General features: G+C 62.2%; 28 protein-coding genes. 14 read left to right on the top strand and 14 right to left on the bottom strand.

All coding sequences use genetic code 11. The features are described from left to right. Positions 1 to 132: 132 nt before the first annotated feature. Genes PG899_RS13625 through PG899_RS13610 form a run of 4 tightly spaced genes read right to left on the bottom strand, consistent with a single transcriptional unit; the run spans position 133 to position 3,908 of the window. Positions 133 to 660 carry a protein disulfide oxidoreductase gene (locus tag PG899_RS13625; protein WP_143238947.1) on the bottom strand — a complete coding sequence of 176 codons (528 nt, stop codon included), beginning with the start codon at positions 658 to 660 and terminating at the stop codon, positions 133 to 135. Between the two features lie 3 nt (positions 661 to 663). Continuing rightward, positions 664 to 1,419: a DsbA family protein gene (locus tag PG899_RS13620; RefSeq protein WP_077095172.1), complete on the bottom strand. Its 756-nt coding sequence runs from the start codon at positions 1,417 to 1,419 to the stop codon at positions 664 to 666. 10 nt (positions 1,420 to 1,429) lie between these two features. Further along, on the bottom strand, positions 1,430 to 3,472 hold the full coding sequence (locus PG899_RS13615; RefSeq protein ID WP_179101290.1) for a protein-disulfide reductase DsbD family protein: 2,043 nt from the start codon (positions 3,470 to 3,472) through the stop codon (positions 1,430 to 1,432). 55 nt (positions 3,473 to 3,527) lie between these two features. Further along, positions 3,528 to 3,908 (bottom strand): hypothetical protein, encoded by a 381-nt coding sequence (locus PG899_RS13610; protein WP_043164617.1) that lies wholly within the window; start codon positions 3,906 to 3,908, stop codon positions 3,528 to 3,530. A 176-nt stretch (positions 3,909 to 4,084) separates the two neighbouring features. Between PG899_RS13610 and PG899_RS13605 the strand changes: the two genes are divergently transcribed. The 4 genes from PG899_RS13605 to pspG all read left to right on the top strand — a co-directional run bounded on the left by PG899_RS13605 (position 4,085) and on the right by pspG (position 6,152). Next, a complete protein-coding gene (locus tag PG899_RS13605) occupies positions 4,085 to 4,813 on the top strand; it encodes a 1-acylglycerol-3-phosphate O-acyltransferase (protein WP_011707454.1) in 729 nt (242 codons plus the stop codon). Positions 4,814 to 5,019: 206 nt separating this feature from the next. Further along, a complete protein-coding gene (gene pspA / locus PG899_RS13600) occupies positions 5,020 to 5,682 on the top strand; it encodes a phage shock protein PspA (protein ID WP_077095170.1) in 663 nt (220 codons plus the stop codon). 2 nt (positions 5,683 to 5,684) lie between these two features. Beyond that, positions 5,685 to 5,891, top strand: coding sequence for a PspC domain-containing protein (locus tag PG899_RS13595; protein ID WP_077095169.1), 207 nt, complete (start codon positions 5,685 to 5,687; stop codon positions 5,889 to 5,891). A gap of 42 nt (positions 5,892 to 5,933) precedes the next feature. Then, a complete protein-coding gene (pspG, locus tag PG899_RS13590; protein ID WP_010636066.1) occupies positions 5,934 to 6,152 on the top strand; it encodes an envelope stress response protein PspG in 219 nt (72 codons plus the stop codon). Positions 6,153 to 6,375: 223 nt separating this feature from the next. On the opposite strand, the gene PG899_RS13585 is transcribed toward pspG, so the two are convergent. Beyond that, entirely contained in the window at positions 6,376 to 6,777 is a 402-nt protein-coding gene (locus tag PG899_RS13585) for a GIY-YIG nuclease family protein (protein WP_077095168.1), read from the bottom strand. Positions 6,778 to 6,821: 44 nt separating this feature from the next. Here PG899_RS13585 and PG899_RS13580 point away from each other — a divergent pair, with 44 nt between their 5' ends. Next, positions 6,822 to 7,556 (top strand): substrate-binding periplasmic protein, encoded by a 735-nt coding sequence (locus PG899_RS13580; RefSeq protein ID WP_077095167.1) that lies wholly within the window; start codon positions 6,822 to 6,824, stop codon positions 7,554 to 7,556. Here the strand turns inward: PG899_RS13580 and rarD are convergent. Further along, on the bottom strand, positions 7,538 to 8,446 hold the full coding sequence (rarD, locus tag PG899_RS13575) for an EamA family transporter RarD (RefSeq protein ID WP_077095166.1): 909 nt from the start codon (positions 8,444 to 8,446) through the stop codon (positions 7,538 to 7,540). The genes PG899_RS13580 and rarD overlap by 19 nt on opposite strands. A 102-nt stretch (positions 8,447 to 8,548) precedes the next feature. On the opposite strand from rarD, the gene PG899_RS13570 reads away from it, so the two are divergent. Continuing rightward, positions 8,549 to 9,130 (top strand): uracil-DNA glycosylase family protein, encoded by a 582-nt coding sequence (locus PG899_RS13570; RefSeq protein WP_077095165.1) that lies wholly within the window; start codon positions 8,549 to 8,551, stop codon positions 9,128 to 9,130. Positions 9,131 to 9,140: 10 nt separating this feature from the next. Here PG899_RS13570 and PG899_RS13565 read toward each other — a convergent pair whose 3' ends face one another. Next, on the bottom strand, positions 9,141 to 9,998 hold the full coding sequence (locus tag PG899_RS13565) for a DMT family transporter (RefSeq protein WP_039214048.1): 858 nt from the start codon (positions 9,996 to 9,998) through the stop codon (positions 9,141 to 9,143). 91 nt (positions 9,999 to 10,089) lie between these two features. Between PG899_RS13565 and PG899_RS13560 the strand changes: the two genes are divergently transcribed. Continuing rightward, positions 10,090 to 11,007 (top strand): LysR substrate-binding domain-containing protein, encoded by a 918-nt coding sequence (locus PG899_RS13560; protein ID WP_011707446.1) that lies wholly within the window; start codon positions 10,090 to 10,092, stop codon positions 11,005 to 11,007. A gap of 92 nt (positions 11,008 to 11,099) precedes the next feature. On the opposite strand, the gene znuB is transcribed toward PG899_RS13560, so the two are convergent. Then, positions 11,100 to 11,879: a zinc ABC transporter permease subunit ZnuB gene (znuB, locus tag PG899_RS13555; protein ID WP_011707445.1), complete on the bottom strand. Its 780-nt coding sequence runs from the start codon at positions 11,877 to 11,879 to the stop codon at positions 11,100 to 11,102. A gap of 21 nt (positions 11,880 to 11,900) precedes the next feature. Then, positions 11,901 to 12,665 (bottom strand): zinc ABC transporter ATP-binding protein ZnuC, encoded by a 765-nt coding sequence (gene znuC / locus PG899_RS13550; RefSeq protein WP_077095164.1) that lies wholly within the window; start codon positions 12,663 to 12,665, stop codon positions 11,901 to 11,903. A gap of 94 nt (positions 12,666 to 12,759) precedes the next feature. Here znuC and znuA point away from each other — a divergent pair, with 94 nt between their 5' ends. Together znuA and PG899_RS13540 are read left to right on the top strand one after the other, a co-directional pair. Then, positions 12,760 to 13,674 (top strand): zinc ABC transporter substrate-binding protein ZnuA, encoded by a 915-nt coding sequence (znuA, locus tag PG899_RS13545; RefSeq protein ID WP_045525532.1) that lies wholly within the window; start codon positions 12,760 to 12,762, stop codon positions 13,672 to 13,674. Positions 13,675 to 13,759: 85 nt separating this feature from the next. Then, positions 13,760 to 14,434 (top strand): transglutaminase-like cysteine peptidase, encoded by a 675-nt coding sequence (locus PG899_RS13540; RefSeq protein ID WP_077095163.1) that lies wholly within the window; start codon positions 13,760 to 13,762, stop codon positions 14,432 to 14,434. Here PG899_RS13540 and PG899_RS13535 read toward each other — a convergent pair. Then, complete coding sequence (locus PG899_RS13535) at positions 14,429 to 15,370, bottom strand: TAXI family TRAP transporter solute-binding subunit (RefSeq protein ID WP_077095162.1); 942 nt, start codon at positions 15,368 to 15,370, stop codon at positions 14,429 to 14,431. The genes PG899_RS13540 and PG899_RS13535 overlap by 6 nt on opposite strands. Then, positions 15,370 to 16,662: a LapD/MoxY N-terminal periplasmic domain-containing protein gene (locus PG899_RS13530; protein ID WP_077095161.1), complete on the bottom strand. Its 1,293-nt coding sequence runs from the start codon at positions 16,660 to 16,662 to the stop codon at positions 15,370 to 15,372. The genes PG899_RS13535 and PG899_RS13530 overlap by 1 nt, the downstream gene beginning before the upstream one ends. 260 nt (positions 16,663 to 16,922) lie before the next feature. Here PG899_RS13530 and mepM point away from each other — a divergent pair, with 260 nt between their 5' ends. Continuing rightward, on the top strand, positions 16,923 to 18,260 hold the full coding sequence (mepM, locus tag PG899_RS13525) for a murein DD-endopeptidase MepM (protein WP_016352056.1): 1,338 nt from the start codon (positions 16,923 to 16,925) through the stop codon (positions 18,258 to 18,260). Positions 18,261 to 18,326: 66 nt separating this feature from the next. Here mepM and PG899_RS13520 read toward each other — a convergent pair whose 3' ends face one another. Continuing rightward, a complete protein-coding gene (locus PG899_RS13520) occupies positions 18,327 to 19,271 on the bottom strand; it encodes a D-2-hydroxyacid dehydrogenase (protein ID WP_017411249.1) in 945 nt (314 codons plus the stop codon). Positions 19,272 to 19,433: 162 nt separating this feature from the next. On the opposite strand from PG899_RS13520, the gene PG899_RS13515 reads away from it, so the two are divergent. Beyond that, positions 19,434 to 20,015, top strand: a complete 582-nt coding sequence (locus tag PG899_RS13515) for a YjaG family protein (RefSeq protein WP_077095160.1) — start codon at positions 19,434 to 19,436, stop codon at positions 20,013 to 20,015. Between the two features lie 48 nt (positions 20,016 to 20,063). On the opposite strand, the gene PG899_RS13510 is transcribed toward PG899_RS13515, so the two are convergent. Beyond that, positions 20,064 to 20,543 (bottom strand): MarR family winged helix-turn-helix transcriptional regulator, encoded by a 480-nt coding sequence (locus tag PG899_RS13510; protein WP_011707436.1) that lies wholly within the window; start codon positions 20,541 to 20,543, stop codon positions 20,064 to 20,066. A gap of 163 nt (positions 20,544 to 20,706) precedes the next feature. Between PG899_RS13510 and PG899_RS13505 the strand changes: the two genes are divergently transcribed. Further along, the gene (locus tag PG899_RS13505; RefSeq protein WP_011707435.1) at positions 20,707 to 21,234 is read left to right on the top strand and encodes a hypothetical protein; all 528 of its coding nucleotides are present in this window, start codon (positions 20,707 to 20,709) and stop codon (positions 21,232 to 21,234) included. 9 nt (positions 21,235 to 21,243) lie between these two features. Beyond that, positions 21,244 to 22,842, top strand: a complete 1,599-nt coding sequence (locus tag PG899_RS13500; protein ID WP_077095159.1) for a BCCT family transporter — start codon at positions 21,244 to 21,246, stop codon at positions 22,840 to 22,842. 93 nt (positions 22,843 to 22,935) lie between these two features. Here PG899_RS13500 and mutS read toward each other — a convergent pair whose 3' ends face one another. Beyond that, a complete protein-coding gene (gene mutS / locus PG899_RS13495; protein WP_270697445.1) occupies positions 22,936 to 25,491 on the bottom strand; it encodes a DNA mismatch repair protein MutS in 2,556 nt (851 codons plus the stop codon). A gap of 203 nt (positions 25,492 to 25,694) precedes the next feature. Here mutS and PG899_RS13490 point away from each other — a divergent pair, with 203 nt between their 5' ends. Further along, positions 25,695 to 26,288 carry a DUF4102 domain-containing protein gene (locus PG899_RS13490; RefSeq protein WP_270697444.1) on the top strand — a complete coding sequence of 198 codons (594 nt, stop codon included), beginning with the start codon at positions 25,695 to 25,697 and terminating at the stop codon, positions 26,286 to 26,288. Positions 26,289 to 26,340: the final 52 nt, after the last annotated feature.

Below are 26,340 nucleotides of genomic sequence, written 5' to 3'. Positions count from 1 at the left end.
CGGGTGGCGTCGTGCGGGGCCTCGTCAGGGGAGGTTTGGGGCCGTTTGTGACTATTTTGTCAGTTCCATGGCGACCCATGTGTGACAGGGGTTGAAAAAACGCCCGGACTGGCCGGGCGTCGAGGTCAGGGGTCAGCGCAGGCTGGCCCACAGCAGACGGGCCTTGAGCCCGAGCCATGAGCTCCAGCCGGTGGTGGTGCTCACTAGCTTCCCATCCTTGATGATGAGGAAGGTGGGGGTGACCCCCACCTGCCAGCGAGCGGCCAGATCCCCCCGCTCATCGTTGTGGGTGGGAAAGGCGAGCCCCCTCTTCGCCATCCCGGCGCGCAACTGGTCATCGCTGCCGGAGCGCAGCACCACCGTCAGCACGTTTTCACCTTGCTGCCAGAGCTGCTCCACCGTGGGGGTGGTGAAGCGGCAGACGCCACACCAGCTGGCCCAGTAGTAGACCAGCAGAGGCTTGCCGCGGCTCTGCTCGGCCAGGCTGGTGGTGGTGCCATCCTGCAGGGTGAAGGGGGCCTCCATGGCTCCCGCCGGCAGGGTGGGGCTGCGCCACAGATCCAGCAGAGTGGAGATGACCAGCGCCATCAGCAGCAGCCAGAGCGCCTCCTTGCCCCAGCGGCGCCAGCGGGGTGGCTTTACGACTGCATCCTCCGCCATGGTTTAGCTCCGCTTGGCCAGCTCGGCCTTCACCAGCTGCTCCAGCTCGTCATAGGGCACGGCACCCGGTACCAGCTGGTTGCCAATCAGGGTCGCCGGGGTGCCCTGCACACCAAGAAGAGTGCCGATGCGAAGGCTGTTGCGCAGCTCCTCGGTGGCCTTGGCATCGGGCTTGAGGGCCGTGTTGCCGGTGGCCGCCAGTGCCCTGTTGATGTCCGCTTCGGTCAGCATCCCCTGCTTGCTCATCAGCTTGTCGTGCAGGGCGAGGAAGCGGGCCGGCTCCTGCTGCCACAGGGTCAGGCTGTACTGGGCCGCCTTGGCGGAGCTCTGCCCCTTGAACGGCAGCAGCTTGATCACCAGCCCCAGATCGTCGGGATAGGCCTTGAGCAGCTTGGTCAGCTGGGGGTCGAACTGCTTGCAGTAGGGGCAGTTGTAGTCGGTGAACAGCACCAGGGTCAGCTTGGGGTGCTTGGCGCCGAGGCGCGGGCTGGTGGCGCTGTTGAACAGCACATCCTGATTGCCCTTGATGAAGTCGCCGAGCTGGGCCTCCTGGGCGGCGGCGTTCTGCTTCTCCCAGGATTCGGCCGCCTCGTCAAGGATCTTGGGGTTGGCGACCAGGGTCTCGCGAATGAGCTCCTTGATGCGCGCCTCCTGCTCCGGGGTGAAGGGGGCCGCCTGCAACAAGGGGGCACTCAGGGTGCCGGCAAGCAGGGCGGTGCAGAGGGTCAGGGTGCGCAGTTTCAGGGTACGCAGGGTCATGGGATTCTCCTTAAAAATGGGGGGCATCGGCCTGGACGAGGCCGGCCTGATGCAACACGTCGAGCAAGTCGGCCTTGTCCAGCAGGGGCGAGAGGATCTCTCCCTCTGGCAGGCCGAGCCCGTAGATCTGGTTGAAGGGGACGGCGGCCGCGCCGCGCTGGCGCAGGAAGGCGGAGATGGCATCGCTCGGCCGGCTCCAGTCACCGCGCAGGGCCACCACGTCCGGGGCCGACAGGGCGCTCTGCACCTCGTCACGCAGCAGCACGTTGTACTTGTTGGCCTTGCAGGTGACGCACCAGTCAGCGGTGACGTCGACGAAGACCCGCTTGCGCTGGGCCAGTGCATCGACGATGGCCTGTTCGGAGAGCGGCTGCCAGGCAATGCGATCGACGCTGCCCGACCCCTGCGCCGTGAGGGCGCCCCCCAGCAACAGGGCGCCGCCGATGAGTGCCGAGAGAGAGAGGGCCAGCGTGAAACCGCGCATGCCATAGCGCCAGATGATGCCAATCAGCAGCGCCAGCAGCATGGCGGCCATCAGCCAGCCGGTGGCCGTGCTGCCCAGATGGTTGCCAAGCAGGCTCGCCAGCCAGAGGCTGGAGCCCAGCATCATCAGCCCGAGCAGGATGCGCAGTCGCCCCATCCAGCAGCCCGGTTTGGGCAGCCAGAGGGCGAGGCGCGGCAGGGCCGCCACCAGCAGCCAGGGCAGGCTCATGCCAAGGCCGAGCGCCGTGAAGATGAGCCAGAGCTGGCCGAGCGGTGCCGCCAGCGCAAAGGCCACAGCGGTGCCGAGGAAGGGGGCCGAGCAGGGGGTGGCCAGCAGGGTCGCGAAACTCCCTTGCAGGAAGTGGCCGCCGAGCCCCTGGCCGCCGCTGGTGGCGAGGCGAGTGTTGAGATTGCTGGGCAGGCGGATTTCGAACAGCCCCAGCAGGTTGGCACAAAACAGCAGGGTCACCGCCACCATGAAGCCGATGAAACCGGCGCTCTGGAACTGGATCCCCCAGCCGACGGCGCCCTGAGTCGCGCGCAGCAGGCTGCTCATGGCCGCCAGCACCCAGAAGGAGGCAATGATCCCGGCACTGGCGGCAAGGAACTGCTTGCGCACCTGTCGCTGTTCGCTCTCCTGCTGCTGCAGCACGGTACCCAGTTTCAGGGCCAGCACCGGCAGCACGCAGGGCATCAGGTTGAGGATGAGGCCGCCGAGCAGCGCCGCCCCCAGCAGCCAGATGAGAGGCTGGCTTGGTGCCGGCAGGGCGAGGGGATCGGCGATGGTGGCGCGGGTCTGCCAGGCCTCATCGCCGTTGCCAAGCAACAGGCTGAGGGATTGGCCACGCAAGTCAGGGGCATCCCCCTGCCAGCCATCGCTGACCGGGACCCGGGCAATCAGGGTGTTGCCGCTTACCTCGAGCGCGGGCTTGCCGAACTCGGCCCCTTCCAGCGCATCGATGAAGAGCGCAGGCGCCTGCCAGCCCTCTGCCCGCTCGGCGCGCAGCTGCAGCTGGTTGTGCTGGTAGCCGAGCTCGACCCGGGTGTCGGCGGGCAGCGTCTGCGGCAGGGTGCTCATAGTTTGGGCCCAGGCGAAGTCGAAACCGGCCGGCGCCTGCCCATCCACCGCCAGGGTGAAGGGGTAGTCGGTCAGGATGCAGACGTTGCTGCAGGTGGAGAGGCGCAAGGTGCCCTTGAGTGGCTGCCCCGCCGGGTAGTTGAGGCTCAGGGGGAAGCGCACCTGTTGCTGATAACCCTGGGTGCTGAGCCCGGCCACCTCGAAGGGGCGCGGCGTGGGCCAGTGCCACTGGAAGTCGCCGACCGGTTGATCCCACAGGATCTGGGGCGCTATGCCCCCTTCACCCGGGCTGCGCCAGTAGGTTTTCCAGCCGGATTCGAGGGCCACCTCGAGCAGGATGCGGGTATGGTCAGGGGCGCTGCGGTCGGCTTGCAGCCTGACCTTGGCGTGATCGTTCTGGGGGCTGGTGAGCCAGCCCGTATCGCTGGCCAATCCGCTGGATTGCCACAGCAGGCAGCCCAGCAGCAGGCTCGCCTTGAAGAGAGTTGACATAAATGTTGTCTCGCAAAAAATGAATGACAGCAGGCTGAAAAAAGCGCGGCTTAACTCATTCCCGCCAGACACAGAAGGTGAGGTGAAGTCGTCGTTCGGGAGGGGAGACGGCCCGTGGCGGCGGCAGTGGCGGCGTGTAGCGCCAGAGCGGGGCCAGTAGGGCGATGAGCAGGGCCACCGCAAAGAACAGCTGCTCGAGGCAGAGCAGGGTGGTGGCGCTCAGCCACTTGCCGTTGAGCTGGCAGCTGTTGGGCTGCGGGCTGGCGGGCGTGCCCTTGTCGGCTTGGTCGTCGGCCGTGACGAAGGAGGGCAGGGCCTGACAGCTGAGAGCGTGATCGAGCAGGGCCAGCCGGGCCAGCGGCTGGGCAGCGCAATTGAGCACCAGCAGGCAGACCAGCAGCAGGAGTCGTTTCGCCACGCGTTGTTGGTGAATCATGCTCGCCCCGTTCATCAAGATGGCCACATCCTAACGGCCAACGCCGGGTGGGGCAAGCCGCCGTCCGTTTTAAGGCAGAGGGGCGGGTGGCAGGGGTGGTCGGTTCTGTTTGGCGAACGCTTGTTCGCTAAAAGGGGGACCAGTATACTGCGCCGAGTCAAAATCCGAGGTGTTCGATGCTCAAACTTGCCCGTGTGCTGCTGCTTGGTCTGCTGCTCATCTTCTGGTTCCTGTTCGGTCTGCTGCTTTGCCTGGTGCGTCCGCGCCATCCCAACAACGTCTATGTCTTCGCCCGCATGTATCATGCTGTCTGCCCGCTGATCGGCCTCAAGGTCCGGGTGACGGTGGCCGACGAGGTCAAATCGGTGGGGCCGGCGGTCTACGTCTGCAACCACCAGAGCAACTACGACATCTTCACCGTGACCGGCGCGGTGCAGCCCGGCGTGGTGGCGGTGGGCAAGAAGAGCCTGCTGTGGCTGCCCTTCTTCGGTCTCATCTTCTGGCTCTCCGGCAACGTGCTGATCGACCGCTCCAACCGCTCCCGCGCCATCGGCACCATTGGCCAGGTGGTGGAGCGCATCAAGAATCGCGGCACCTCCATCTGGATGTTCCCGGAGGGGACCCGCTCCAAGGGACGCGGCCTGCTGCCGTTCAAGGCGGGCGCCTTCCATACCGCAGTACAGGCAGAGGTGCCGGTGGTGCCCATCGTTTGCTCCAGCTACTTCGGCCAGATCGATCTCAACCGCTGGGACAACGGCGAGGTGCTGCTGGAAGTGATGGCCCCGGTCTGCAGCAAGGAGCACGGTGCCGCCGGCATTCGCGACCTCTCCGACAACTGCCGTGCCCGGATGGAGGCCAAGCTGGCCGAACTGGACAGCCAGCTCGGTCATCCCCGGGCCGCCTGAGTACGCCGCTGATTGCATGAGGGAGCCGCCGGCTCCCTTTTTTATTGGTAAAAATCACCACTTGAACGGTATTTTTCGCCACCAAGACGATGTTGAAAATACCTGATAAAACCTCATCTATATGTAAGTAAAGGAAAAATTATCTTGGCACGGCTCTTGTAATGTCATGAGAAGAGATAGCCATCCCATCAACAAGGAGCCAGACCATGAGCGTATTTAGCCGCCTGACCGACGTGATCAATGCCAACCTGCACAGCCTGCTCGACAAGAGCGAAGAGCCGGAGAAGATGCTGCGGCTGATGATCGAGGAGATGGAGCAGGTCCAGGTCGAGATGAGAACCCAGGCCGCCCGCGTCATTGCCGAACAGAAGCAGCTGGAGCGTCATCAGCAGGCGTTGCAACACCAGATCCTGGAGTGGTCGGCCAAGGCCGAACTCGCCATCCAGAAGGGGCGCGAGGACCTGGCCCGGGCCGCGCTGACCGAGAAGCTGGCCGAGGCCAAAAAATGCGAACAGCTGGAGCAGGACAAGGCGCGGGTCGCCGAGGTGCTGGCTCAGCTCACCGCCGACAGCGAGCGGCTGGCCGCCAAGCTGACCGAGGCGCGCGAGAAGCAGAAGCTGCTGACCCTGCGCGAGCAGACCGCCCACAGCCGGCTGCGGGCCCGTGCTCAGGTGGACAACCAGCGCATGCATGAGCTGATGGCCCGTTTTGACGGCTTTCAGGGCCGGGTCGATCAGCTGGAAGCTCAGCTGGAGGCCGCAACCCTGGGGCAGAACCCCTCGCTGGAGGCCCAGTTCCGCGAGCTGGAGCTGAACGACGAGATTGAACGGGAGCTGGCCCGCCTCAAGGGTCAAAAGGTGGAGGCATAACCATGACGCCCTGGCCGAAGGATCTTACCCATCGCAAGCTGACCGGGGTCTGCGCCGGCATCGCCAACGGGCTGGGGCTCTCCAGGGTGACGGTGCGGGTCGCGGCCCTGATGGCGCTGATCCTGATGCCGCCCCTGGCGCTGGCCGCCTATCTGCTGGCGGTGCTGATCATGCCGCCCCGTCGTGAATTGAAGCGCTGGCTGGATTGACCCCGGGTCACTCAGCCGCATTAACCCAGTGAGGAGCAAAACATGCTGGAATTTATCGTCTTGATGCTGGTTCTGGTCGGCATGGCGCTGGCCGGATTCACCGTGCTGGCCATGTTGCTGGTGAGCGGCGTCTTCGTGCTGTTTGGCGCCCTGGCCGGCATGTTTGCCCTCATCATCAAGCTGGCGCCCTGGTTGCTGGTGCTGCTGGTGGTGTGCTGGTTCATCAGCAGCCGGCGCAAACAGGCCAATACCTACCGTTGACACTCCCTGTTACCGGATCCTTCCTTGGCCGCTGCGTACCGCGGCCTTTTTTGTGTCTGGGTGGTGGAGTGCTGGTTTCAGCCGCCGGTGCAAGCAGGTTAATCAACCTGCCGTTGACACTCCCTGTTACCGGATCCTTCCTTGGCCGCTGCATACCGCGGCCTTTTTTGCGTGCGGGCGGTGTGCTGGTTTCAGCAGCCGGCGCAAGCAAGCTAATCAACACCTACCGTTGACAGTCCCTGTTACCGGATCCTTCCTTGGCCGCTGCGTGCAGCGGTCTTTTTTGTGTGCGGGTGTCGGCCAGCCAGGACTGGCTGCAGGCGAGCCAGCGCTCCGGCTGGGTGATCAGTTGCTCCTTGAAGGCCTTGCTCTGCTGCTTGAGCCGGTATTCGAGGCGCAGCGCCGCCCCTTTCTCGCCGATGGCCTGCTGCCATGCCAGGGTCAGCGGCCCCTTGCCACGCAGGGCGCGGGATCCCTTGCCGCTCTGATGCTGGCGCAGGCGGCGGAGCGGGTCCGTGCTGATCCCGGTATAGAGCAGGCCGCTGGCGGTGCGCACCATGTAGATGAACCAGTGGCTGGCGGGTGGACTGACAGCCGGTTCGGCGCCGGGAGCGGGTTCTCTCATTCGATCTCTCTGTGCCACACTCAAGAGCAGCTCAAGGAGGTGCGATGCGAGCGTGGTGGTGGTTGTGGTGTTTGCTGTCGATATCGGCTCATGGCGAGACGCTGCGTCTCTACGACTATCATCAGCACCCCCCCTTCATGACCGGGGAGCAGACTGGTCTGAGCCGGGATCTGGTCAAGTATCTCAATGAAAAGCTTGGCGGAGAACCCAGGCTGGAACTTTGGCTGGTGAATCGGGCCAGACTGGCGCTGGAAATGTCGGATCCCGGCTTCGATGGCTTGGTGGCCTGGGTCAATCCCGCCTGGGTGGGAGATCCCCAGCGCGAGCTCTACCTCTGGACCTTTCCCATCATGCGCGATACCAACGAGCTCATCTCCAGCGTTGCCAGGCCGGTCATCTATCGCGGGCCCGACTCACTGAAGGGGATGACCTTCGGCGGCATCGAGGGGTATCGCTATCAGGGCATCGACGAGGCGGCGGCCAGGGGCGATCTGGTGCGGGTCGATGCCAAGAAGGTCAAGACCAACTTCAGCCTGCTGGTGCGCGGTCGCATCGACGTGACCCTGGTGCCGGGCTCGGCGCTCGCCTTCTTCACCCATGACCCGGCCTTCGAGGGCAAGCTGTTCGTCTCGCCCTTTGCCCAGTCCAGCTATACCCGCCACATCCTGTTGCCAAAATCCCGCAGCGCACTGCACAGCCGGCTGAATGACATCGCCGAGCAGATGGACCGGGATCCCAAGTGGCACGCCATCCTGGAATCCTACCGCGGCAGACCCTGAGCGTCGGTGTTGCGGCGCAGATGGCGCCCAAGCTTGTGCAGCGGCAGAAGGCTCACCAGCAGGCCGGCCCAGACGAAGGCAAACCCCACCGATTTCACCGGATCCGGCGTCTCGCCAAACCAGAAAATGGCGAGCAGGAAGGCGAGGCTGGGCTCAATGTACTGCAGCAGACCCACCGTGCTCATGCGGGTGCGCATCATGCCGTAGCAGAACAGCCCCACCGGCAGCAGGGTGGCGGGGGCACTACCCATCAGCAGCAGACGCTCGGTCCAGTCACCGGCCACGAACTGGCTGGCGCCGCTCACCGCCAGAGCGCCGATGATCAGCAGGGCGACGGGCAGTTGCACCAGCGCCTCGAGATAGAGACTGACGCCGGCGTCATAGTGGACCTTCTTCTTGAGCAGACCGTAGAGGGCGAAGTTGGCCCCCATGATGAGAGAGAACCAGGGCAGCTGGCCGTAAGAAAAGAGCATGTAGGCCAGCCCGGCCAGTGCCAGCGCCACCGCCAGGTGTTTTTGCGGGGTGAGCTTCTCTTTGAGGAACAACACGGCAAACACGATGTTGAACAGCGGCGTCATGAAGAAGGCGAGGCTGGTGGCCAGCACCTGGCCGGTGGTGAGGCACCAGGTGAACATGCACCAGCTGATGGACATGACGGGGCCGGCCAGCAGGATGAGGCCGAGCTGGCGCGGTTCGCTGCGCAGCCGCGCCCAGGGCACCCGGTAGCCGATGAGGAGGAACAGAAGGCCCAGCAGCACCGCCGACCAGAGTACCCGGTGGGAGAGCAGCTCCCACATGTTGACCGCGGGCATGAACTGGTAATAGAGGGGCAGCATGCCCCACAGCACGAATGAGAGGGCCGCGCTGCCGGTGCCCATCCAGTTCTTCATCTCGCTCCGTTTATTAAATTAAACAAATGTGGCTGCATGATAAGTATCTGCTGAATCTTTCACAAGCAGGATCAGGCGGAAAACTCTGCTACTATCGGGCCCATGAACCGACTCGACAGTTTGTTTGAACAGATCCGGGCCTGCCGCCTGTGCGAGGCACACTTGCCGCTTGGGCCCAGACCGGTGATCCGCGGCAGCGAGCGCGCCCGTCTGCTGATCATCGGCCAGGCGCCTGGCACCCGGGTGCATGCCAGCGGTATCCCCTGGGACGATCCCTCCGGCGATCGCCTGCGTCAGTGGCTCGGGGTGGACAAGGCCACCTTTTACGATGAATCCCGTATCGCCATCATGCCGATGGGGCTCTGTTACCCCGGCAAGGGCAAGTCGGGAGATCTGCCGCCGCGCCCCGAATGTGCACCTACCTGGCACGACAAGGTGCTGATGCTGCTGCCCAACATCGAGCTGACCCTGCTGATCGGCCAGTATGCGCAAGCCTACTACCTGCGGGATGCGGCGAAAGGGTCGCTGACCGAGACGGTACGCTGCTGGGCTGACTACGGCCCGGCCTGGTTGCCGCTGCCGCACCCGTCACCTCGCAACACCTTCTGGCTCAAGAAGAACCCCTGGTTCGAGCAGGATGTGATCCCCCATCTGCAACAAAGGGTCGCCCCGCTGCTGGGGTGACCCTCGTTGGCTAGAGTGCCGGTTCGACCTGCGGTTTGGGCTTGCTGCGGGCCATGGCGATGAGCGGCAGTATGATGCAGATACACCCCAGCAGCAGCGGCAGGCCCGGCTGCTCATCGAACAGCCATACCCCGATGGCGACCGCCATCAGCAGGCCGGTGTACTCTGCCGAGGCTATTTTGCTCGCCTCCGCCTTGCGATAGGCCACCACGCACAATCCCGCATAGACCATGATCAGCGCCGAAGAGCCGAAGGCGGGCCACCACATCTGCCACTGCCAGTCGCCCCCTTCCCACCAGGCCAGCGCCATGATGAAGGGCATGCTCAACACGTTGGTAAAGAACAGGGTCTGGGCGATGGGCTGCTGGAGCGGGATCCGCTTGATCAGCAGATTGTTGAGCGCCATGGAGAGCGCCACCCCGAGCGCCGCCAGTGCCGCCCAGTTCACCTCGGTGGGGCGCAGCACGATCAGCACCCCGACAAAGCCGATGAAGGCGGTCAGCACCTTCTGGCGCGAGATCGCTTCCCCCGCCAGCCACACCGCCAGCGGCACCATCATCAGCGGCGCCGCATAGAAGAGGGCGTTGGCGGTGGCCAGCGGCAGCCGGGTGAGGGCGATCACCATCAGGCAGACGCCGACCGCCCAGATATGAGCCCGCAGCAGATGCCACTTGAGCGCCACCGGCGGGTTGCGACGCCATGACCAGAGCAGCCAGGGGGCCAGCAGGATGGCGGCGGAGAGCTGGCGGAAGAAGACGAACTGGAACACCGGCTGGTCCGGCTCCAGCACCTTGACCAGCGCGTCGGAAAAGACCGCCACCATATTGCCCAGCACCAGATAAAGGATGCCGATCCCCACTGCATTCATACCACCTCCCATGTTTGATGAGGGAAGGGTAGCCCGCGCTATGTTATCCAGTAAAATGATAAAAAATCACCATGCATGAGAATTTTGGATAATGAAGCTGCCCCCCCTGCGTGCCGTTCAATACTTCGAAGTGGTTGCCCGCCTGCTCAGCTTTTCTCGCGCCGCGGTTGAGCTCAACGTCAGCCAGAGTGCGGTCAGCCACCAGATCCGCCTGCTGGAGGATTTTCTGGGTGAGCGGTTGCTGCTGCGCCAGGGCCGGCTGCTGTCGTTGACGGCGCAGGGGGAGGTCTATTTCGAAGGGATCTCCGCCGGGCTCGGCCAGATTGCCCAGAGCAGCGAGCAGCTGCGCGGCGGTGGCGAAATGCGGATCCGGCTCGCGGTCTACAGCTCGTTTGCGGTGAAGTGGCTGATCCCGCGACTGGCGGGGCTGCGTCAGCTCTATCCAGAGCTGGATCTCAGCCTGGAGATGGTGGCGGAGGATCCCGAGCTCTCCGATCGGGTGGCGGACTGCTTCATCACTGTCTCCCCCAAGGGACCCGGTTATATGCACGATCTGCTCTATCGGGAGCGGCTGATGCCGGTGTGCAGCCGGCGGCTGTGGCAGCAGGTGGAGGGGGAGTGGCCCGCGGCCCTGTGGCAACTGCCGCTGCTCTCCATCCAGGCGATCTACAAGGAGAAGGGGGAGGATTGGCGGCGCTGGGCCGACGTGGGCGGGCTGACGATCGCCCCCGAGGCGAGGATGCATCATTTCAGCCACATTCTGCTGGCACTGGAGGCGGCCAACTGGGATCAGGGGGTGGCGCTCATCAACGACTATATGCTGCAGCCGGAGGATCCCGGTCTGGTGCGACTGCCGCTGCATGCACTGGAGACCGGAGACAACTTCTATTTCGTCTGCAAGCGTTCGCGTGTCCATGAGCCCGCCATCAGCCGGCTGCGCCAGTGGCTCTGGCAGGAGGCGCAAGCCAGCCTGCGCCCCGGCGAGAATGAACCGCTCAGGCGCGTTTGAATAGGCTCAGCACGAGCAGGGCTGGTGGTGGAGATCCAGCGAAGGGTCGAGAGATGGAGTGGCCTGACGGCAAGGCTCAGGCCACGCTAGGTTCAGGCTTTTTTGAACTGGCTCAAGATAAACAGGCTGGTGGCGCAGACCACCACCGAAGGGCCGGCCGGGGTGTCTTGATACCAGGAGAGCAGCAGTCCGCCGAGCACGGCAAGGCAGCCGATGAGAGCGGCAAAGCCGGCCATTTGTTCCGGTGTCCGGCTGAAGCGACGGGCCGTTGCTGCAGGGATGATCAGCAAGGAGGTGATGATCAGCGCCCCGACGAACTTCATCGCCACCGCGATCACCAGCCCGATCAGCAGCATCAGCACGCAGCGCAGTACATCGACTCTTACCCCTTCCACCCGGGCCAGCTCTTCCGAGATGGTCATGGAGAGCAGGGGATCCCACAGCCGCCACAGGGTGAGCAGCACCAGGGCGCCGCCGCCATAGATCCAGAGCAGGTCCATCGGCTGCACCGAGAGCAGGTCGCCGAACAGGTAGGCCATCAGATCCACCCGCACGTTGTCCATGAAGCTCAAGGTAACCAGGCCGAGCGACAGGGCGCTGTGGGCCAGGATGCCGAGCAGGGTATCGGTGGCCACCTGCTGGTTGCGGCTCATGATCACCAGCAGCATGGCCATGGCGAGGCAGCAGACCACCACCGCCAGGGTGAGATCCACCTGCAGCAGGATGCCGAGCGCGATGCCGAACAAGCAGGCGTGGGAGAGGGTGTCGCCAAAATAGGCCATCTTGCGCCACACCACGAAGCTGCCGAGAGGGCCGGCCAGCAGGGCGATGCCGAGGCCGGCCGCGAGGGCGTATAACAGAAAGCTGTCCACTTGATGATCCTGTCGGGTACGTTATTGATTGCGGGAGGGCAGGCGAATGACGGGGGCCTGCGGTTCATGATGATGGTGTTCGCCGTCGCAGTGGTGATGGTGGGTGTAGACCGCCAGCACCTCCTGCTCCGGTCGGCCGAACAGACGGGCAAATTCGGGGTGACGGGCCACGCTCTCCGGTTCGCCGTGACAGCAGACGTGGCGGTTGAGGCAGATCACCTCGTGGGTGCTGGCCATCACCAGGTGCAGGTCGTGGGAGACCATCAGCACGGCGCAGTTGAACTCGGCGGCCAGCTGGCTGATGAGGGCGTAGAGCTCGATCTGGCCGTTGATGTCCACCCCTTGCACCGGCTCGTCCAGCACCAGCAGCTCGGGTTTGACCAGCAGGGCACGGGCCAGCAGTACCCGCTGCATCTCGCCGCCGGAGAGTTTCTGCATCCGGTTGTTCAAGAGATCTTCCGCACCGACCCGGTTCAGCGCCTCCTCGATGGAGAGGCGGCCATTCTTGCCAAGCTGCAGGAAACGGCGCACCGTCAGCGGCAGGGTCGGATCCAGATAGAGGCGCTGGGGCACATAGCCGACCCGCAGGTCGCGGCTGCGGGTGATTTGGCCCGAATCCGGCGTGAGCAGGCCCAGTACCAGCTTGCTCAGGGTACTTTTGCCCGCCCCGTTGGGACCGACCAGGGTCGTGATTTTGCCTTTGTTCAGGGTAAAGGAGACCTTGTCGAGCACGGATCGTCCATCAAATGAAAGACAGACCTCTTTCAGCTCCACCAGTTGGGTCATGACAGCTCCGGGGTTTACAGCCTGTGAGAGTTATAATATAACAATAACGTTGGTTTGTTATATTATCACACACACACTTCCTGACGAGATCTCTATGCGAATTCTTGCCCTGATCACTGCCCTGCTGGCGGTGAGTCTGCCTGTCCGTGCCCTCGAGGTGCTGACCACCATCAAGCCGCTGGGTTTCATCGCGGCCGCCATCACCGACGGCGTAAGCGAGCCCAAGGTGCTGCTGCCGACCGGCGCCTCGCCCCATGATTTCTCCCTGCGCCCCTCCGATATTCGCAACATCAATGAGGCCGACCTGGTGGTCTGGGTCGGTCCCGAGCTGGAAGGCTTCATGGCCAAACCGCTGGCCAAGCATCCCCATGTGTTGACCCTGACCCGGGTCGAAGGGATGCCGCTGTTCGATTACAGCAAGCAGGCCGGTCACGAAGAACACACCGACGAGGGGCATGAAGGCCATGACCACGACGGTCATGAGGGGCACCACCACGAGGGTGTCGATCCCCACATCTGGCTGGGACCGACCCAGGCGCTGGTCATTGCCAATGCCCTGAGCGAAACCTTGAGCGCTCAGGATCCGGCCAACGCCGAGCGTTATCGCGCCAACCTGCTGGCGTTCAAGGCCAAGGTGGAGGCCAAGGACAAGGTGATTGCCGAGCAGATGAAGGCGGTGAACCAGAAGGGCTACTTCGTATTCCACGAGGCCTATGGTTACTGGGAGCGCCACTACGGCATGAGCTCCAAGGGCCACTTTACCGTGAGCCCGGACCGACGCCCCGGCGCCAAGACTCTAGTGGAGATCCGCAAGGCGCTGGAAGAGAAAAAGGCGAGCTGCATCTATGCCGAGCCGCAGTTCTCGCCGGCGGTGATCGAGTCGGTGGCTCGCAATACCGGTGCCAAGGTACTGCTGCTAGACGAAGTGGGTGAGCAGGTGCCGCTCGGCCCGGATGGCTATCCCCGGTTCATGCAGCAACTGGCCGACGCTTTCGCCGAGTGCCGCTGACAGACCCGCCGAGCCGTCGTGCTCATCGATGGGACGAGCACAGCCAACTATACTGACTTCCAGCATCTGACAGGGAGTGTCTTGTATGAAATGGCTGCTCGTTCCCACCTGCACGTTGGCACTATGCTGTGCCAGCGTGCAGGCATCCCGCCTCTCCGAATACATCGCCAGCCCCGAGTTGCGGGCAAAATTGCAGGAAGTGTATGGTGGTCGTGCCATTCAGCGGGCCGAGGCATTCTCTCGTCTGCTCACGCCTAGGGCCGGCACCACGGATCAGCAGAAGATCGAGCTGGTGAACAACTACTTCAACAACCTGACCTATAGCGATGATCCCAGGTTGTGGGGAGAAACGGATTATTGGGCCAATCCGCTGGAGTTTATCGGCGCCCGCGGTGGCGACTGCGAGGATTACAGCATCTCCAAGTACTACACCCTGATGGAGCTGGGGGTGGATGAGAAGAAGCTGCGGCTGGCCTACGTCAAGGCGGTACGTTACAACCAGTTCCACATGGTGACGCTCTACTTCGCGACCCCCAAGTCGGATCCAATGGTACTCGACAACATCAACAGCCGGATCCTGCCCGGCAGCAAGCGAACTGACCTTATCCCCGTTTACAGCTTTGATGCCAAAAGCATCTGGATCATGAAGTCCCGCCGTGAAGGGACGCTGGCAGGCAGTGCCGACAGGTTGGCACAGTGGACGTCGATGAAGACCCGGTTCTCCAGCGAGCAACTGCGCTCCCCCCGCCGCGAGCTATAGCTTGCCCGCGGTTTTCAACTCCTCGAAATATTTGGCCGCGCCCGGATGCTGATCGATGCTCAGTACCGGGCCGGTCTTATTGCGTGCCTGGTGGAACAGGTTGGCGTAGCCGTAGGTCTGCTCATTGAACTTGGTTTGCTGGGTCAGCATGGCCTTGGTCAGGCGGTAAACATCGGCCTCCGGCGTGCTGGCGGTGGTCACCAGGGTGGCTGCGATGGCAAAGGTCGGCGTCGCCTTGAGGTTGCCCGGATAGATGCGCGCAGGCACCTGGCTGCGCTGGTAATACTTCACCCCCTTGAGCAGTTGATCTCGGGTCGCCCCCTCGATCGGCAGAAAACGCACGGCGCAGCGTTTGGCTGTATCCAGCACGATGCGGTTGGGGTGACCCATCACCAGGCCATAGGCATCGATCTGCTTGCTGCAGAGCGACTCGGCCAGATTGGCCACGCTCTTGAGATCAAGATCCTGCTCCTTGGTGCCCAGCACGTTGAACAGGGCGAGCGCCGTCTGGCGGGTGCCTGAGCTCTTGAGCCCCATGTCGATGGGGGCCAGCTTGAGCTGCTCCAGGCTGGTGATATCGCCGTCGGCCCTCACCACGATAGTGAAAGGTTCGGCGTGGGTGGCGAAGATGGCTCTGAGCTCTGGCTGCGGCTGACTGGCATACGGACCCAGGCCGTGACTGGCCTGATAAAGCCAGTCCGACTGCACCAGCGCATAGCGGGTCTCGCCACTTTTCAGCTGGCGCAAATTTTCGATGGAGCCCGAGGTCGCCTGCAGCTTGCACTGCAATCCGGCATCGCTCTTGTTGGCCAGCCGGCAGAACTCTTTGGCGATCTGGTGATAGATCCCCTGCTCACCGCCGGTGGCGATGGTCATAGTGTCGGCCAGCAGCGGCAGTGGGCACAGCAGAGCGAGCAACAATCCGGTCTTGTTCATCATGCCTCCTTGCTGGCGTAGCCATCGATGCCCCAGTTGCGCAGGGTACCGATATCCTGAATGTCGCCGGCCTCCGCCAGCAGGGTGTAGCCCGCGCTGTGCAGGCACTGGGCTACCAGATTCCAGTAGAGCGGGGCCTGGGTCGGCTGGCAGCTGATGAAGACAGGGTTGATGGGGTCTAGCTGATTGAAGGTCTCGTTGGTCATCGGGATGGCGCTGAAAGCCATCTCCACGCCCTGTTCCTGCAAGGCGGCCAGCCGCTCCTGGGCAAGGGGCGGCACATGTTCCTGATCCCAGCGCCAGTCGAGGGTCTTGCCTCTGCCCTTGGCAAGCAAGGGGGAAAATTGCGTCCAGTCAGCGTGGCCGAGCAGGCTGAGCGGAAGTTGCAGTCCCTCGACCGTGTGGTGCAACCAGAGATCGAGCAGGTGCCGGATCTCGTCCGGCGAGCTGTCCAGCGAGGGGGTGACCTCTGGAATGAGACGGCTGTAGAGGCGAATGCTGCCCTGGGTCGAGAAGAAATGTTGCTGCAGCAGGCCTTCGCCCGCCTCAGTCAGGGTTTGCAGCGGCTGATTTGATATGGCGACCTGTTTGCTGAGCTGGCTTATCTTGAGCCGCTGTTGCAGCAGATCCCGTTTTCGTTCGGACACCAGCTGGTTGACCGAGGCCACCAGCTCCTTGAGATCCTGCAGCCAGGGGGAGGCCAGATTGCCGCTGAACTGGCGCTTGCGGATCTTCACCAACTGCTGGTTGATCTGCTCGAGCGGGCGCAGCAGCCGGTTGCAGACCCAGGAGATCACCAGGGTGAATACCAGCAGACCGGCCAGCAGCGCCGTACCGGTACGGCTGATGGCATTCCACAGGTGCTGGTAGGCATAACCCGTGTGCCCTTCCAGGGTGAGGGTGCCCAGCATGCGCCAGCCATCGGTCAGCTCCTGCTCAATTTTTACCGGCGGCATGTCGATAACAGAGGGAAGCCAGGTCGGCACGTTTTGCTGCGCCGTGTGGAAGACCTTCTGAAACAACACCTGGCCATCGGGATCCAGCAAGGTGACCGCACTGACGAAGCCGCCGTCGAACATGGCGTTGACGATGGTTTCGGCCAGTACCTTGTCATCGTTGAGCAGGGTGCCCTGCAGCACCAGGCCGAGGGCCGTGATGGCGGTTTCCAGATTGGCAGACATCTGATCGAGGATGGACTGGCGTACCGTGGTGACCTCCAGCATGAACAGCAGGATGGCCCCGGCCAGGAACAAGATCAGGATGATTCGATTTAACAGTTTCGCTAACGACATATCCACTCCATGGAAAAGTTATCGCAACATGCTGAAACCTTGGGTCTGATGCGAGCGGACCCGGCTCTTAAAAATAGGAAAAAAATGGTTAAAAAAGACGATCATTTCTGCCCATAAAGGAATGTTATGCATAAAATGTGAGGTTCATGCAGATTGCTATGAACTAATTGTGAGTATTTAGGTCAAACAATCAGTTTTATACGGTTTCATAACAAACAAACTGACCACTAACACCCTTAGATCTAATGACAGGATAGCGGATGAAACGTCTCCGTCCCTTGGTAGCGCAGGCCGCCAATTGGGAACCCCCGGTTCCCCGCAAACACTTTTACGCCATGCTATTGCTGACCGCCATGACGCTGTCAGCGGTAGCCATATTGCCAGCGCCGGGTGACATCCTGGAGCGGCCATTGCGTCTGGAGTTGCCGATCGCCACCAACGGCACCGCAACCAACGAAGACAATACGGACTTCAACGACATCCCGGATCACGAGCTGGTGGAAGCCGCGACCCCGGAAGATGACATCCCGACCGATGCCACCCCCCAGTGGCAGGATTATCGGGTACGAAACGGCGAAAACCTGACCACCATCTTCAACAACCTGGGTCTCTCCACCACCACCCTCTACAAGGTGCTGGATGCCGATACCAAGAACAATCTGGCACGTCTCAAGCCCGGTCAAACCATCGAGCTGCTGATTGATCAGGACAACATACTGCAGCAGATGAAGATTCGTCTGAACATCAAGCAGACCCTGATCCTGGAGCGCACCGACGACACCTACAGCGCCAACATGCTCAATGAAGAGGTGGAGTGGCAGAAGAAAGGGTATGACGGGGTCATCAACGGCAGCTTTTACGTCAGTGCTCGCAATGCGGGGATCCCGGCCAACCACATCCAGAAGATTGCCAACCTGTTCCAGTGGCGGCTCAACTTCGCCAAGGATCTGAAAAAGGGCGACAAGTTCAAGGTGCTGGTGCGCCAGGAGACGGTCGAGGGCAAGAGCACCGGCAATACCCAGTTGCTGGGGGTGGAAGTGTTCAGCCAGGGCCAGAGCGTGTCTGCCTGGTTGTCTGAAGATGGCAACTACTACGATGGCCAGGGCAACAGCCTGGAGCGCGGCTTCCGCCGTTATCCGACCCACAGCCGCTACCGGGTCAGCTCCAGCTTCAACCCGAACCGACGTCACCCGATCACCGGCCAGGTGCGTCCCCACGAGGGTACCGACTTTGCCCTGCCGGTCGGTACCCCCGTGATGGCAACCGGCGACGGTGTGGTGCTGAAGGCGACCAGCCACCCGCTGGCCGGCACCTATGTGGTGATCAAGCACGGTCGTACCCTGATGACCCGTTACCTGCACCTGAGCAAGCTGCTGGTCAAGCCGGGCCAGAAGGTGAAGATGGGTGACAAGATTGCGCTCTCCGGCAACACAGGTCGTTCCACCGGTGCCCACCTGCACTACGAAGTGCGGATCAACAATCGTCCGGTCGATGCCATGAAGGTCAAGCTGCCGATGGCTGAACCGCTCTCCGGCAAGGAGAAGCGCCAGTTCCTCGCCAAGGTGAAGAGCTATCGCAAGGAGATGGAGGCCGGTTGATGCCTCTCTCGCCGACATAAAAAGGCCCCGCCACTCTGGCGGGGCCTTTTTATTGGCTGATGGCCATCAATAGCCCTTGTCGAAGTCTATCTTGCCGTCCAGCGGTTGGCCGTCGATGAAGCGGATGTAGTTGCGCACGAAGATCTGGGCCACATCCTCGGGGAAGCTGTAGGCGCTGTTGTGCGGCGTGATGATGAGGTTGGGCTGGCCCCAGAGCGGGCTGTCGGCGGGCAGCGGCTCCTGTGCGAACACGTCCAGCACTGCCATGCCCAGCTTGCCGGTGCGCAGCGCCGTGAGCAGGTCACCTTCGTGGATGGCGTTGCCGCGCCCCACGTTGAACAGGATGGCGCCCGGTTTGCAGTGTTCGAAACGGGGAGCGGTGAAGAGGTGATGCGTCTCACGGGTGGCGGGCAGGACGCTGACGATGACGTCGGCCTGCGCCAGCACCTTGTTGAGGGCCGGCAGCTGATACACCTGATCGAAACCGGCCCGCTCGCGGCCGCTGCGGCTGATGCCAAGCACCTTCATGCCGAAGTGCTTGCCGGTGTGGGCAATGTGCTGGCCTATGCTGCCGGTACCCAAGATCAGCAAGGTGCGTCCCTTGAGACCGTGATAGGGGTGGCTTTGCCACAGCCGCTGCTTCTGTTGCTCCCGATAGAGTGGCAGCTGGCGCATCAGGCTGAGCAGATGGCCAAACACGTATTCGCTCATCAGCGGACCGAAGATGCCGCGCACGTTGGTGAGCTGATAGTCGCGGCGGCAGCTGGCATCCAGCAGCACGTCGACCCCGGCGTAGGTGGACTGCAGCCAGCTGAGCTTGCCGGCCTTGGCCAGCAGCGGCTTGGCTCGCGCCGGCTCTGCCATCAGGATGTGGGCTTCGCCGATCAATTTTTCGGCCTCGCCCTGGTTGTCGGCCCGCAGAATGCGCAAATGGGGGAGGTGGGCCGCCTTGAGCAGGCGCTCGTAGTGAGCATTGTCCTGGCTGAGCAAAAGAAGGGTACGTTGACTCATACTCTTGTTCCTTATCAGATTTGCGGCGCGGGAGAGAGGCCGCTCTGTCCTCATCTTACCCGAGTTGACCGGCCAACATAGCCGACCAGGCCGCTTTTTCGTTTTCGCGCGGCCCCTCGTGGGCTACAATCTGCCCCACATTTTGCAAAGGATCCGACTCCAGTGTTTGGTGACAAGTTTTATAAGCGACTGGCCGAGCTACAGCCTTGGCAACAGACCGTCTACACCCTGGCGCTGGCAGAGCGCATGTACCCCAACTATGCGCTGTTTTCCCAGGCCTCCGGTTTCGGGGATGCGAAGGCATTTCGCCACGCCCTGGATCAGATGTGGAATTACCTGACGGTGAAGGGATCCCGCGTCAATCTGGGGGCGATCCTGGAGGCGTTTGAAGTCTATATTCCCGAACCTGGCAAATTCGAGTCCTACGGTGCCTATCCGGCGCTGGATGCCTGCGTGGCGCTGGGCTGTGCCTACAACTCGGTGATCTGCCGGGTGGGTGAAGAGGCCAACGATGCCAGCCATGCGTCGGTCGGTACCGTGGCCGGTTTCATCGAGATGCTGGAAGAGCGCGACCTCACCGACGAGGAGCTCTACGAACACGAATACATGGAAGCCGAGCTGGAGTTCCAGGTCGAGCTGCTCAAGCGGGTTGCCCATGAGCGCGACAGCGACCGTATTCTGGCCGTCAAGGCCTTTGCCGCCCAGGATGGTGTCTCCAATATCGGCATCAGTCTGGAAGAGTGAGCGCACTCTTCCCGGCCCATAAAAAAAGCTCCCGTTCGGGAGCTTTTTTTATGCCCGCTCTTCGGTGAGGGGCCGGACGCTCAGCACCGGGGCCGCATCTATCTCGTCGGCATTCATCATGGCCGAGATGCGCTGCAGGGAAGAGAGCAACAGGGTCTGTTCCCAGACCTCAAGTGCCTGAAAGCGCTGGATGAAGCGCTCCTGCAGCGGGGTGGGCGCCTGGGCCAGCAGGGCACGGCCTGCGTCAGTCAGCGTCGCATGCACCTTGCGCTTGTCGGTTTCGCTGCGGATGCGCTGCACCAGCTGGCGGCTCTCGAGGCGGTCCATGATGGTGGTGGCGGTGGCCTGGCTCATGTTGGTGTGATCCGCCAGTTGGCGCATGGAGATCTGGCCCAGCTCGTCGATCCCCTTGAGCAGCAAGAGCTGGGGCGAGGTCAGGCCGGCCTCCTTGATCAAGCGCTTGGAGTGCATGTCGATGGCACGAATTATCTGGCGCAGGGCGACCAGCACTTCATCATGTTTTTCCATGGGGAACGAATCGTCGAGGGGCTGTTGAGAGGCGCAAAATTCTCCGCCTAATTCGTCACAAGGTCAATATGGTTTTTACTGTAATGATTTCTGCTCTAATCATTTTTGTGTTAGGTTAGCGGGCATTTTCCGAATTTTGACCCGACCTTTGAGGAGCAAGATGATGAGTGACGAACTGGACATCAAGTCGCTGGCGGCCGACCTTCGGGTGGTCAGAGTGCGTTATGAGCTGCCTGACACCTCGGCTTTCGTGCGTTACCAGCCTGCCTATGACGAAGACCCCAACAACCTCAAGGTGCACCACTACGATGGTGAGCTGCCTCTCTCCTGCAGTGAGACCGGTTCTTTCAACCTAAAGGAGTTGGTGAATGAATTGCGTTACGCCTATGTGCTGGTGCACCTCTTCCCGGACGAGAGCGCGATGAACTTCTATCTGACCGGCCTTGATACCGGTCTGGCCCAGCTGGAGTTCATCGGCGGCTCTTACGACTTCAACCGGCTCTGGATCACCAGCGGCATCTCCAACCTGGGCGTGCCCATGGCCATCTTCCTCGGCAAGCGTCATGCGGTGAATGGCCAGCCTTCGGTCAGCCTGGTGGACCACCGGGTGCAGACGGCCGGCAAGCTGGTCTACCGCGCCATCGGCGGTGCCGGCGATCACGTGGGTGAAGACTTTTTCAACAACGACTAAGGAGGCCAGATGAGAGCAAGCAAAGGGCTATTCAAAGGCCTCAACCCGACCATGGCCATGACGGCGCTCACCGTCATCACCCTGTTCCTGCTGTTCGGGGTGTTCGTCCCCGAAACGGCCGCCAGCTGGTTTGTCGGCGCCAAGGATCAGATCATTGCCGGGTTCAAGTGGTACTACATTCTGGTGGTCGCCCTGTTCCTGTTCTTCGCTGTCTACCTGATGTTCAGCCGCTTTGGCAGCATCCGGCTGGGTGACGACGACCAGGTACCGGAGTTCGGCTACTTCGCCTGGTTTGCCATGCTGTTCAGCGCCGGCATGGGCATAGGCTTGGTGTTCTGGAGCATCGCCGAGCCGATGAACCACCTGCAGGGCAACCCCTTCATCACCGAAGGGATGACCCCGGAGGCGGCCCAGATCGCCATGCGCCTCACCTTCTTCCACTGGGGCCTGCACCCCTGGGCCATCTACGTGATCGTCGGCCTGTCGCTCGCCTTCTTCAGTTATCGGCGCAAGCTGCCGCTGGCCATCCGCTCCGTGCTCTATCCGCTGCTCGGCGATCGCATCTACGGCTTCTGGGGCCACGCCGCCGACGTGCTGGCGGTGTTCGGTACCGTGTTCGGGGTGGCCACCTCCCTTGGCCTGGGGGTCTCCCAGATGAATACCGGTCTCAACCAGATGTTCGGCATGGAAGTATCGCAAGCGAACCAGCTCTGGCTCATCGGCGGCATCAGCCTGATCGCCACCCTGTCGGCGGTCTCCGGGGTCGGGCGGGGGGTCAAGCTGCTCTCCGAGCTCAATATCTGGTTGAGCGTGTTCGTGCTGAGCCTCTTTCTGGTGCTGGGGCCGACCACCTACATCCTCAACGCCTATGTGCAGAACATCGGTGACTACCTGCAAAACATCGTCAAGCTGAGCTTCTGGACCAACACCGAGGCCAACGGCACCTCGGCCTGGCAGTCGAGCTGGACCGCCTTCTACTGGGGCTGGTGGATTGCGTGGGCGCCTTTTGTCGGCATGTTCATCGCCCGTATCTCCAAGGGGCGTACCATCCGCGAATTCGTGCTCGGCGTGCTGCTGGTGCCCTCGCTGCTCGGCATGTTCTGGCTCACCGTGTTCGGCGGTACCGCCATGAATCTGGAGCTGTTCGGCGGTGGCGGCGTGGTGGCCGCGGTCAATCAGGACGTGACCCTGGCGCTCTACCAGACGGTGGAACTGCTGCATTGGGAGACCTTCGGCTGGATCGCCAAGGGGGTGCTGACCCTGCTGATCTGTACCTACTTCATCACCTCCAGCGACTCGGGCACCCTGGTGATCACGACCCTGCTCTCCATCGGCGATCAGGATCCTCCCGTGCTGCACCGTGCCATCTGGGGGCTGGGCCAGGGGCTGGTGGCCGCCATCCTGCTGGTCTCCGGCGGGCTGGCCGCCCTGCAGGCCGCCAGCATCATAGCGGCGCTGCCCTTCTCGGTGATCATGCTGGCCATGTGCTACTCGCTGATGCTGGGCCTCAAGCAGGAGAGCCAGCATCAGTTCGAATACCGGCAAAAGCTCAAGCGCCACGACGGTTCAACCCACATGAGCCTGCTGGAGCGGATCGGGCCGGCCTGACGTTGCTTCATCCTGTTGCGGCCGCCATCAAGCAGCTAAACAAAAGGGGAACCTCGCGGTTCCCCTTTTTCATGGCTGATCAGCTGCCGCTGGTCACAGCATCTGTTTGAGGCGATAGAGCAGATCCAGCGCCTGCCGTGGGGTGAGCTCGTCCGGGCGCACCGCTTCCAGCTCATCGACTACCGGATGGCTCTGGGGCGCCATGGCCACCGGGACCGGGCGAGATTCGCCAGCGGCCACCGGGGTGGCGCTTTCCAGCTCGTGCAGTTTGTGACGGGCCTGCTGGATCACCGATTTCGGCACTCCCGCCAGCGCCGCCACCTGCAGCCCGTAGGAGCGGCTGGCTGCCCCCTCCTGCACCGCGTGCATAAAGGCGATGGTGTCGCCGTGCTCCACCGCATCGAGGTGGACGTTGGCCAGCCCGTCCATCAGCTCCGGCAGACGGGTCAGCTCGAAGTAGTGGGTGGCGAACAGGGTGTAGGCACCGATCTTGCTCGCCAGCTGTTCGGCGCAGGCCCACGCCAGCGAGAGGCCGTCGTAGGTGCTGGTGCCGCGACCTATCTCGTCCATCAGCACCAGGCTGCGGGCGGTGGCGTTGTTGAGGATGTTGGCGGTCTCGGTCATCTCCACCATAAAGGTGGATCGGCCGGAGGCGAGATCATCCGACGCCCCGATGCGGGTGAAGATACGGTCGATGGGACCAATGCGAGCGCTGTCGGCCGGCACGAAGGCGCCGATGTGGGCCAGCAGCACGATCAGCGCGGTCTGGCGCATGTAGGTGGATTTACCGCCCATGTTGGGGCCGGTGATGATCAGCATCCGCCGCTCCCGCTCAAGCCGGATCGGGTTGGCGATGAAGGGGTCGGTCATCACCTGCTCCACTACCGGATGGCGGCCCGCCTCGATCAGGATCTGATCCTCGTCGATGAGCGTCGGGCAGCGGTAGTCCAGGGTCTCGGCCCGCTCGGCCAGGTTGGCCAGCACGTCCAGCTCCGCCAGCGCGGCGGCGGACTCCTGCAGATCACCGAGGTGCGGCAGCAGAGCATCGAGCAGCTCTTCGTAGAGGCGTTTTTCCAGCGCCAGCGCCTGGGCCTGGGCGGTGAGCACCTTGTCCTCGTACTTTTTAAGCTCGTCGATGATGTAGCGTTCGTTGTTCTTGAGGGTCTGGCGGCGGATGTAGTGGGCCGGCACCAGGTGGCTGTTGGCACGGCTCACCTCGATGTAGAAGCCGTGCACCTTGTTGTAGCCCACCTTGAGGGTGTTGATGCCGGTCAGCAGCCGCTCGCGCTCCTCGATGCGGGCCAGACTGGCGGTGGCACCGTTGGCCAGATCCCGCAGCTCGTCCAGCTCCTGGTTGAAGCCGTCACGGATGACGCCGCCATCGCGGATCAGCACCGGCGGCACCTCCATCACGGCGCGCTCCAGCAGGTCCAGCAGTTCGGGGAAGGTGCTGGCGCGTTCGCGCAGCTGCTGCACCGCCTCGTGTTCGCTCTCCGCCAGCAGGCGCTGCAATTCGGGCAATTGGGCGAAGGCCTGCCGCAGCCGGGTGAGATCGCGCGGGCGGGCCGAGCGCAGTGCCAGGCGCGCCAGCACCCGCTCCACATCGCCGACCTGACGCAGCAAGCCGCCCAGCTCGTCATAGAGGTTCTGCTCGATGAGCTCCTTGATGGTGCTCTGGCGGCCTTTGAGGATCACCCGATCGCGGATCGGCTGATGGATCCAGCGCTTGAGCAAGCGGCTGCCCATGGGAGTGGCGGTGCAATCCAGTACGGCGGAGAGGGTGTTGTCGTGGCCGCCGGCCAGATTCTGGGTCAGCTCCAGATTGCGGCGGGTGGCCGCATCCATGATGACCGCATGATCGGGCTGCTCGAGGCGCACGCTGCGAATGTGGGGCAGGGCGGTGCGCTGGGTGTCTTTCACGTATTGCATGAGGCAGCCGGCGGCGCACAGGGCGGTCTCGCTCTGCTCGACGCCGAAGCCCACCAGATCCTGGGTGCCGAACTGCTGGCACAACAGCTTGCGGGCGGTACCGAGCTCGAACTCCCACTCCGGGCGGCGGCGCAGACCGCGGCGACCCTCGACATGGTGCAGGAAGGCGAAGGATTCGGGGTAGAGCAGCTCCGCCGGATTGGTGCGCTGCAGCTCCGCCAGCAGGGTCTCTTCTTTCTCGAACTGGTTGATGAAGAAGCGGCCGGAGCCGATGTCCATGGTGCCGTAGCCGAAGCGGCGGCCATCGTGGTAGACGGCGGCGATCAGGTTGTCCTGCCGCTCGCTGAGCAGCGCCTCGTCGGAGACGGTGCCCGGGGTGATGATGCGAATGACCTTGCGCTCCACCGGCCCCTTGCTGGTGGCGGGATCCCCCACCTGCTCGCAGATGGCGGCGGACTCGCCGAGCTGCACCAGCTTGGCCAGATACCCCTCGATGGCGTGATAGGGCACCCCCGCCATCGGGATGGGGCTGCCGGCCGACTGGCCACGCTTGGTCAGGGAGATGTCGAGCAGCTGGGAGGCCTTGCGGGCATCGTCGTAGAACAGCTCGTAGAAGTCGCCCATCCGGTAGAACAGCAGGATCTCCGGGTTCTCGGCCTTGAGGGTCAGATACTGCTGCATCATAGGTGTGTGCTGGTGTAAATTTTCTATTGTTATCAATGTCTGTTCGCCATTAAGTTGCTGTTATTGCACTTATCTTTTTCATTGTTAAGGCTCAGCATGGTTCAGTTTGTCTCATCAAAGCTCACTAAATCTTGCTTTAAAGCGTAGGTTAAAGCGTAGGTTTATGTGATGATGAACGTGGTTGAAATGAAAACCTACGCTTTTGCTCTCATAAAAAACGATATGAAAGGATGTAAGTGATGGCCGCGCCCCAGAATAGCAAACCGCTTTCTTACAAGGCAATTGAGTCGATGAAGCCAGGAGACAAAGATAAAGTCGACGTCGGTGATTACCGAGGATTGCGAGTCGCGTGTGGAAAAACGGGAAAGAAAAGCTTTTACTATCGCTACAACGACCCTTTGAATCCGCGTAAGCAAAAGCAAGTCACCTTAGGTGTCTTTCCTGCCATGTCCTTGGAGGAGGCCAGGACCAAGTTCAAGGAATTGAAGCTCATGAGGCATCAAGGTGTCTGTCCGGCTACAGAGCTGAGCGCAGTTAAAGTCAAGCGCGACCAAGAATCTGAAGTCGTTGCACCGTTTACCATCACTGACATGATCGAGCTTTACCTGACTGAGCACATCGAAGATCGGCATGCCAAGGAAGGAGGAATTTTACTTGGAGCCCGTAAACCCAAAGGGCAAGCAGAAACACGAAGGACTCTCTATAACGATCCTGTGCGTGCATTCGGAGAGAGGTTAGCCACAGAGGTGCCAGCTAACGATATCGTGGCTTTGGTCATGGAGATTGTTGCGCGGGGAGCGAATGTGCAAGGGAAGGTGCGAGCAAGTCCCTGATATGAGATCATGTTTGTCATCTGGAGCCATGAAAAAGGGTTCATCATGAGTC

Source organism: Aeromonas sp. QDB39, assembly GCF_027707585.1.
Taxonomy (GTDB): Bacteria; Pseudomonadota; Gammaproteobacteria; order Enterobacterales; family Aeromonadaceae; genus Aeromonas; species Aeromonas hydrophila.
Note: the sequence above shows the minus strand (reverse complement) of the source record. Positions and strands in the feature narration are given on the sequence as shown.

What these genes read in the sequence shown, in the direction of transcription:
- PG899_RS13625 (WP_143238947.1), bottom strand. Translation starts at nt 660, where the DNA reads ATGGCGGAGGATGCAGTCGTAAAGCCACCCCGCTGGCGCCGCTGGGGC.
- PG899_RS13620 (WP_077095172.1), bottom strand. Translation starts at nt 1,419, where the DNA reads ATGACCCTGCGTACCCTGAAACTGCGCACCCTGACCCTCTGCACCGCC.
- PG899_RS13615 (WP_179101290.1), bottom strand. Translation starts at nt 3,472, where the DNA reads ATGTCAACTCTCTTCAAGGCGAGCCTGCTGCTGGGCTGCCTGCTGTGG.
- PG899_RS13610 (WP_043164617.1), bottom strand. Translation starts at nt 3,908, where the DNA reads ATGATTCACCAACAACGCGTGGCGAAACGACTCCTGCTGCTGGTCTGC.
- PG899_RS13605 (WP_011707454.1), top strand. Translation starts at nt 4,085, where the DNA reads ATGCTCAAACTTGCCCGTGTGCTGCTGCTTGGTCTGCTGCTCATCTTC.
- pspA (WP_077095170.1), top strand. Translation starts at nt 5,020, where the DNA reads ATGAGCGTATTTAGCCGCCTGACCGACGTGATCAATGCCAACCTGCAC.
- PG899_RS13595 (WP_077095169.1), top strand. Translation starts at nt 5,685, where the DNA reads ATGACGCCCTGGCCGAAGGATCTTACCCATCGCAAGCTGACCGGGGTC.
- pspG (WP_010636066.1), top strand. Translation starts at nt 5,934, where the DNA reads ATGCTGGAATTTATCGTCTTGATGCTGGTTCTGGTCGGCATGGCGCTG.
- PG899_RS13585 (WP_077095168.1), bottom strand. Translation starts at nt 6,777, where the DNA reads ATGAGAGAACCCGCTCCCGGCGCCGAACCGGCTGTCAGTCCACCCGCC.
- PG899_RS13580 (WP_077095167.1), top strand. Translation starts at nt 6,822, where the DNA reads ATGCGAGCGTGGTGGTGGTTGTGGTGTTTGCTGTCGATATCGGCTCAT.
- rarD (WP_077095166.1), bottom strand. Translation starts at nt 8,446, where the DNA reads ATGAAGAACTGGATGGGCACCGGCAGCGCGGCCCTCTCATTCGTGCTG.
- PG899_RS13570 (WP_077095165.1), top strand. Translation starts at nt 8,549, where the DNA reads ATGAACCGACTCGACAGTTTGTTTGAACAGATCCGGGCCTGCCGCCTG.
- PG899_RS13565 (WP_039214048.1), bottom strand. Translation starts at nt 9,998, where the DNA reads ATGAATGCAGTGGGGATCGGCATCCTTTATCTGGTGCTGGGCAATATG.
- PG899_RS13560 (WP_011707446.1), top strand. Translation starts at nt 10,090, where the DNA reads ATGAAGCTGCCCCCCCTGCGTGCCGTTCAATACTTCGAAGTGGTTGCC.
- znuC (WP_077095164.1), bottom strand. Translation starts at nt 12,665, where the DNA reads ATGACCCAACTGGTGGAGCTGAAAGAGGTCTGTCTTTCATTTGATGGA.
- znuA (WP_045525532.1), top strand. Translation starts at nt 12,760, where the DNA reads ATGCGAATTCTTGCCCTGATCACTGCCCTGCTGGCGGTGAGTCTGCCT.
- PG899_RS13540 (WP_077095163.1), top strand. Translation starts at nt 13,760, where the DNA reads ATGAAATGGCTGCTCGTTCCCACCTGCACGTTGGCACTATGCTGTGCC.
- PG899_RS13535 (WP_077095162.1), bottom strand. Translation starts at nt 15,370, where the DNA reads ATGAACAAGACCGGATTGTTGCTCGCTCTGCTGTGCCCACTGCCGCTG.
- PG899_RS13530 (WP_077095161.1), bottom strand. Translation starts at nt 16,662, where the DNA reads ATGTCGTTAGCGAAACTGTTAAATCGAATCATCCTGATCTTGTTCCTG.
- mepM (WP_016352056.1), top strand. Translation starts at nt 16,923, where the DNA reads ATGAAACGTCTCCGTCCCTTGGTAGCGCAGGCCGCCAATTGGGAACCC.
- PG899_RS13520 (WP_017411249.1), bottom strand. Translation starts at nt 19,271, where the DNA reads ATGAGTCAACGTACCCTTCTTTTGCTCAGCCAGGACAATGCTCACTAC.
- PG899_RS13510 (WP_011707436.1), bottom strand. Translation starts at nt 20,543, where the DNA reads ATGGAAAAACATGATGAAGTGCTGGTCGCCCTGCGCCAGATAATTCGT.
- PG899_RS13505 (WP_011707435.1), top strand. Translation starts at nt 20,707, where the DNA reads ATGAGTGACGAACTGGACATCAAGTCGCTGGCGGCCGACCTTCGGGTG.
- PG899_RS13500 (WP_077095159.1), top strand. Translation starts at nt 21,244, where the DNA reads ATGAGAGCAAGCAAAGGGCTATTCAAAGGCCTCAACCCGACCATGGCC.
- PG899_RS13490 (WP_270697444.1), top strand. Translation starts at nt 25,695, where the DNA reads ATGGCCGCGCCCCAGAATAGCAAACCGCTTTCTTACAAGGCAATTGAG.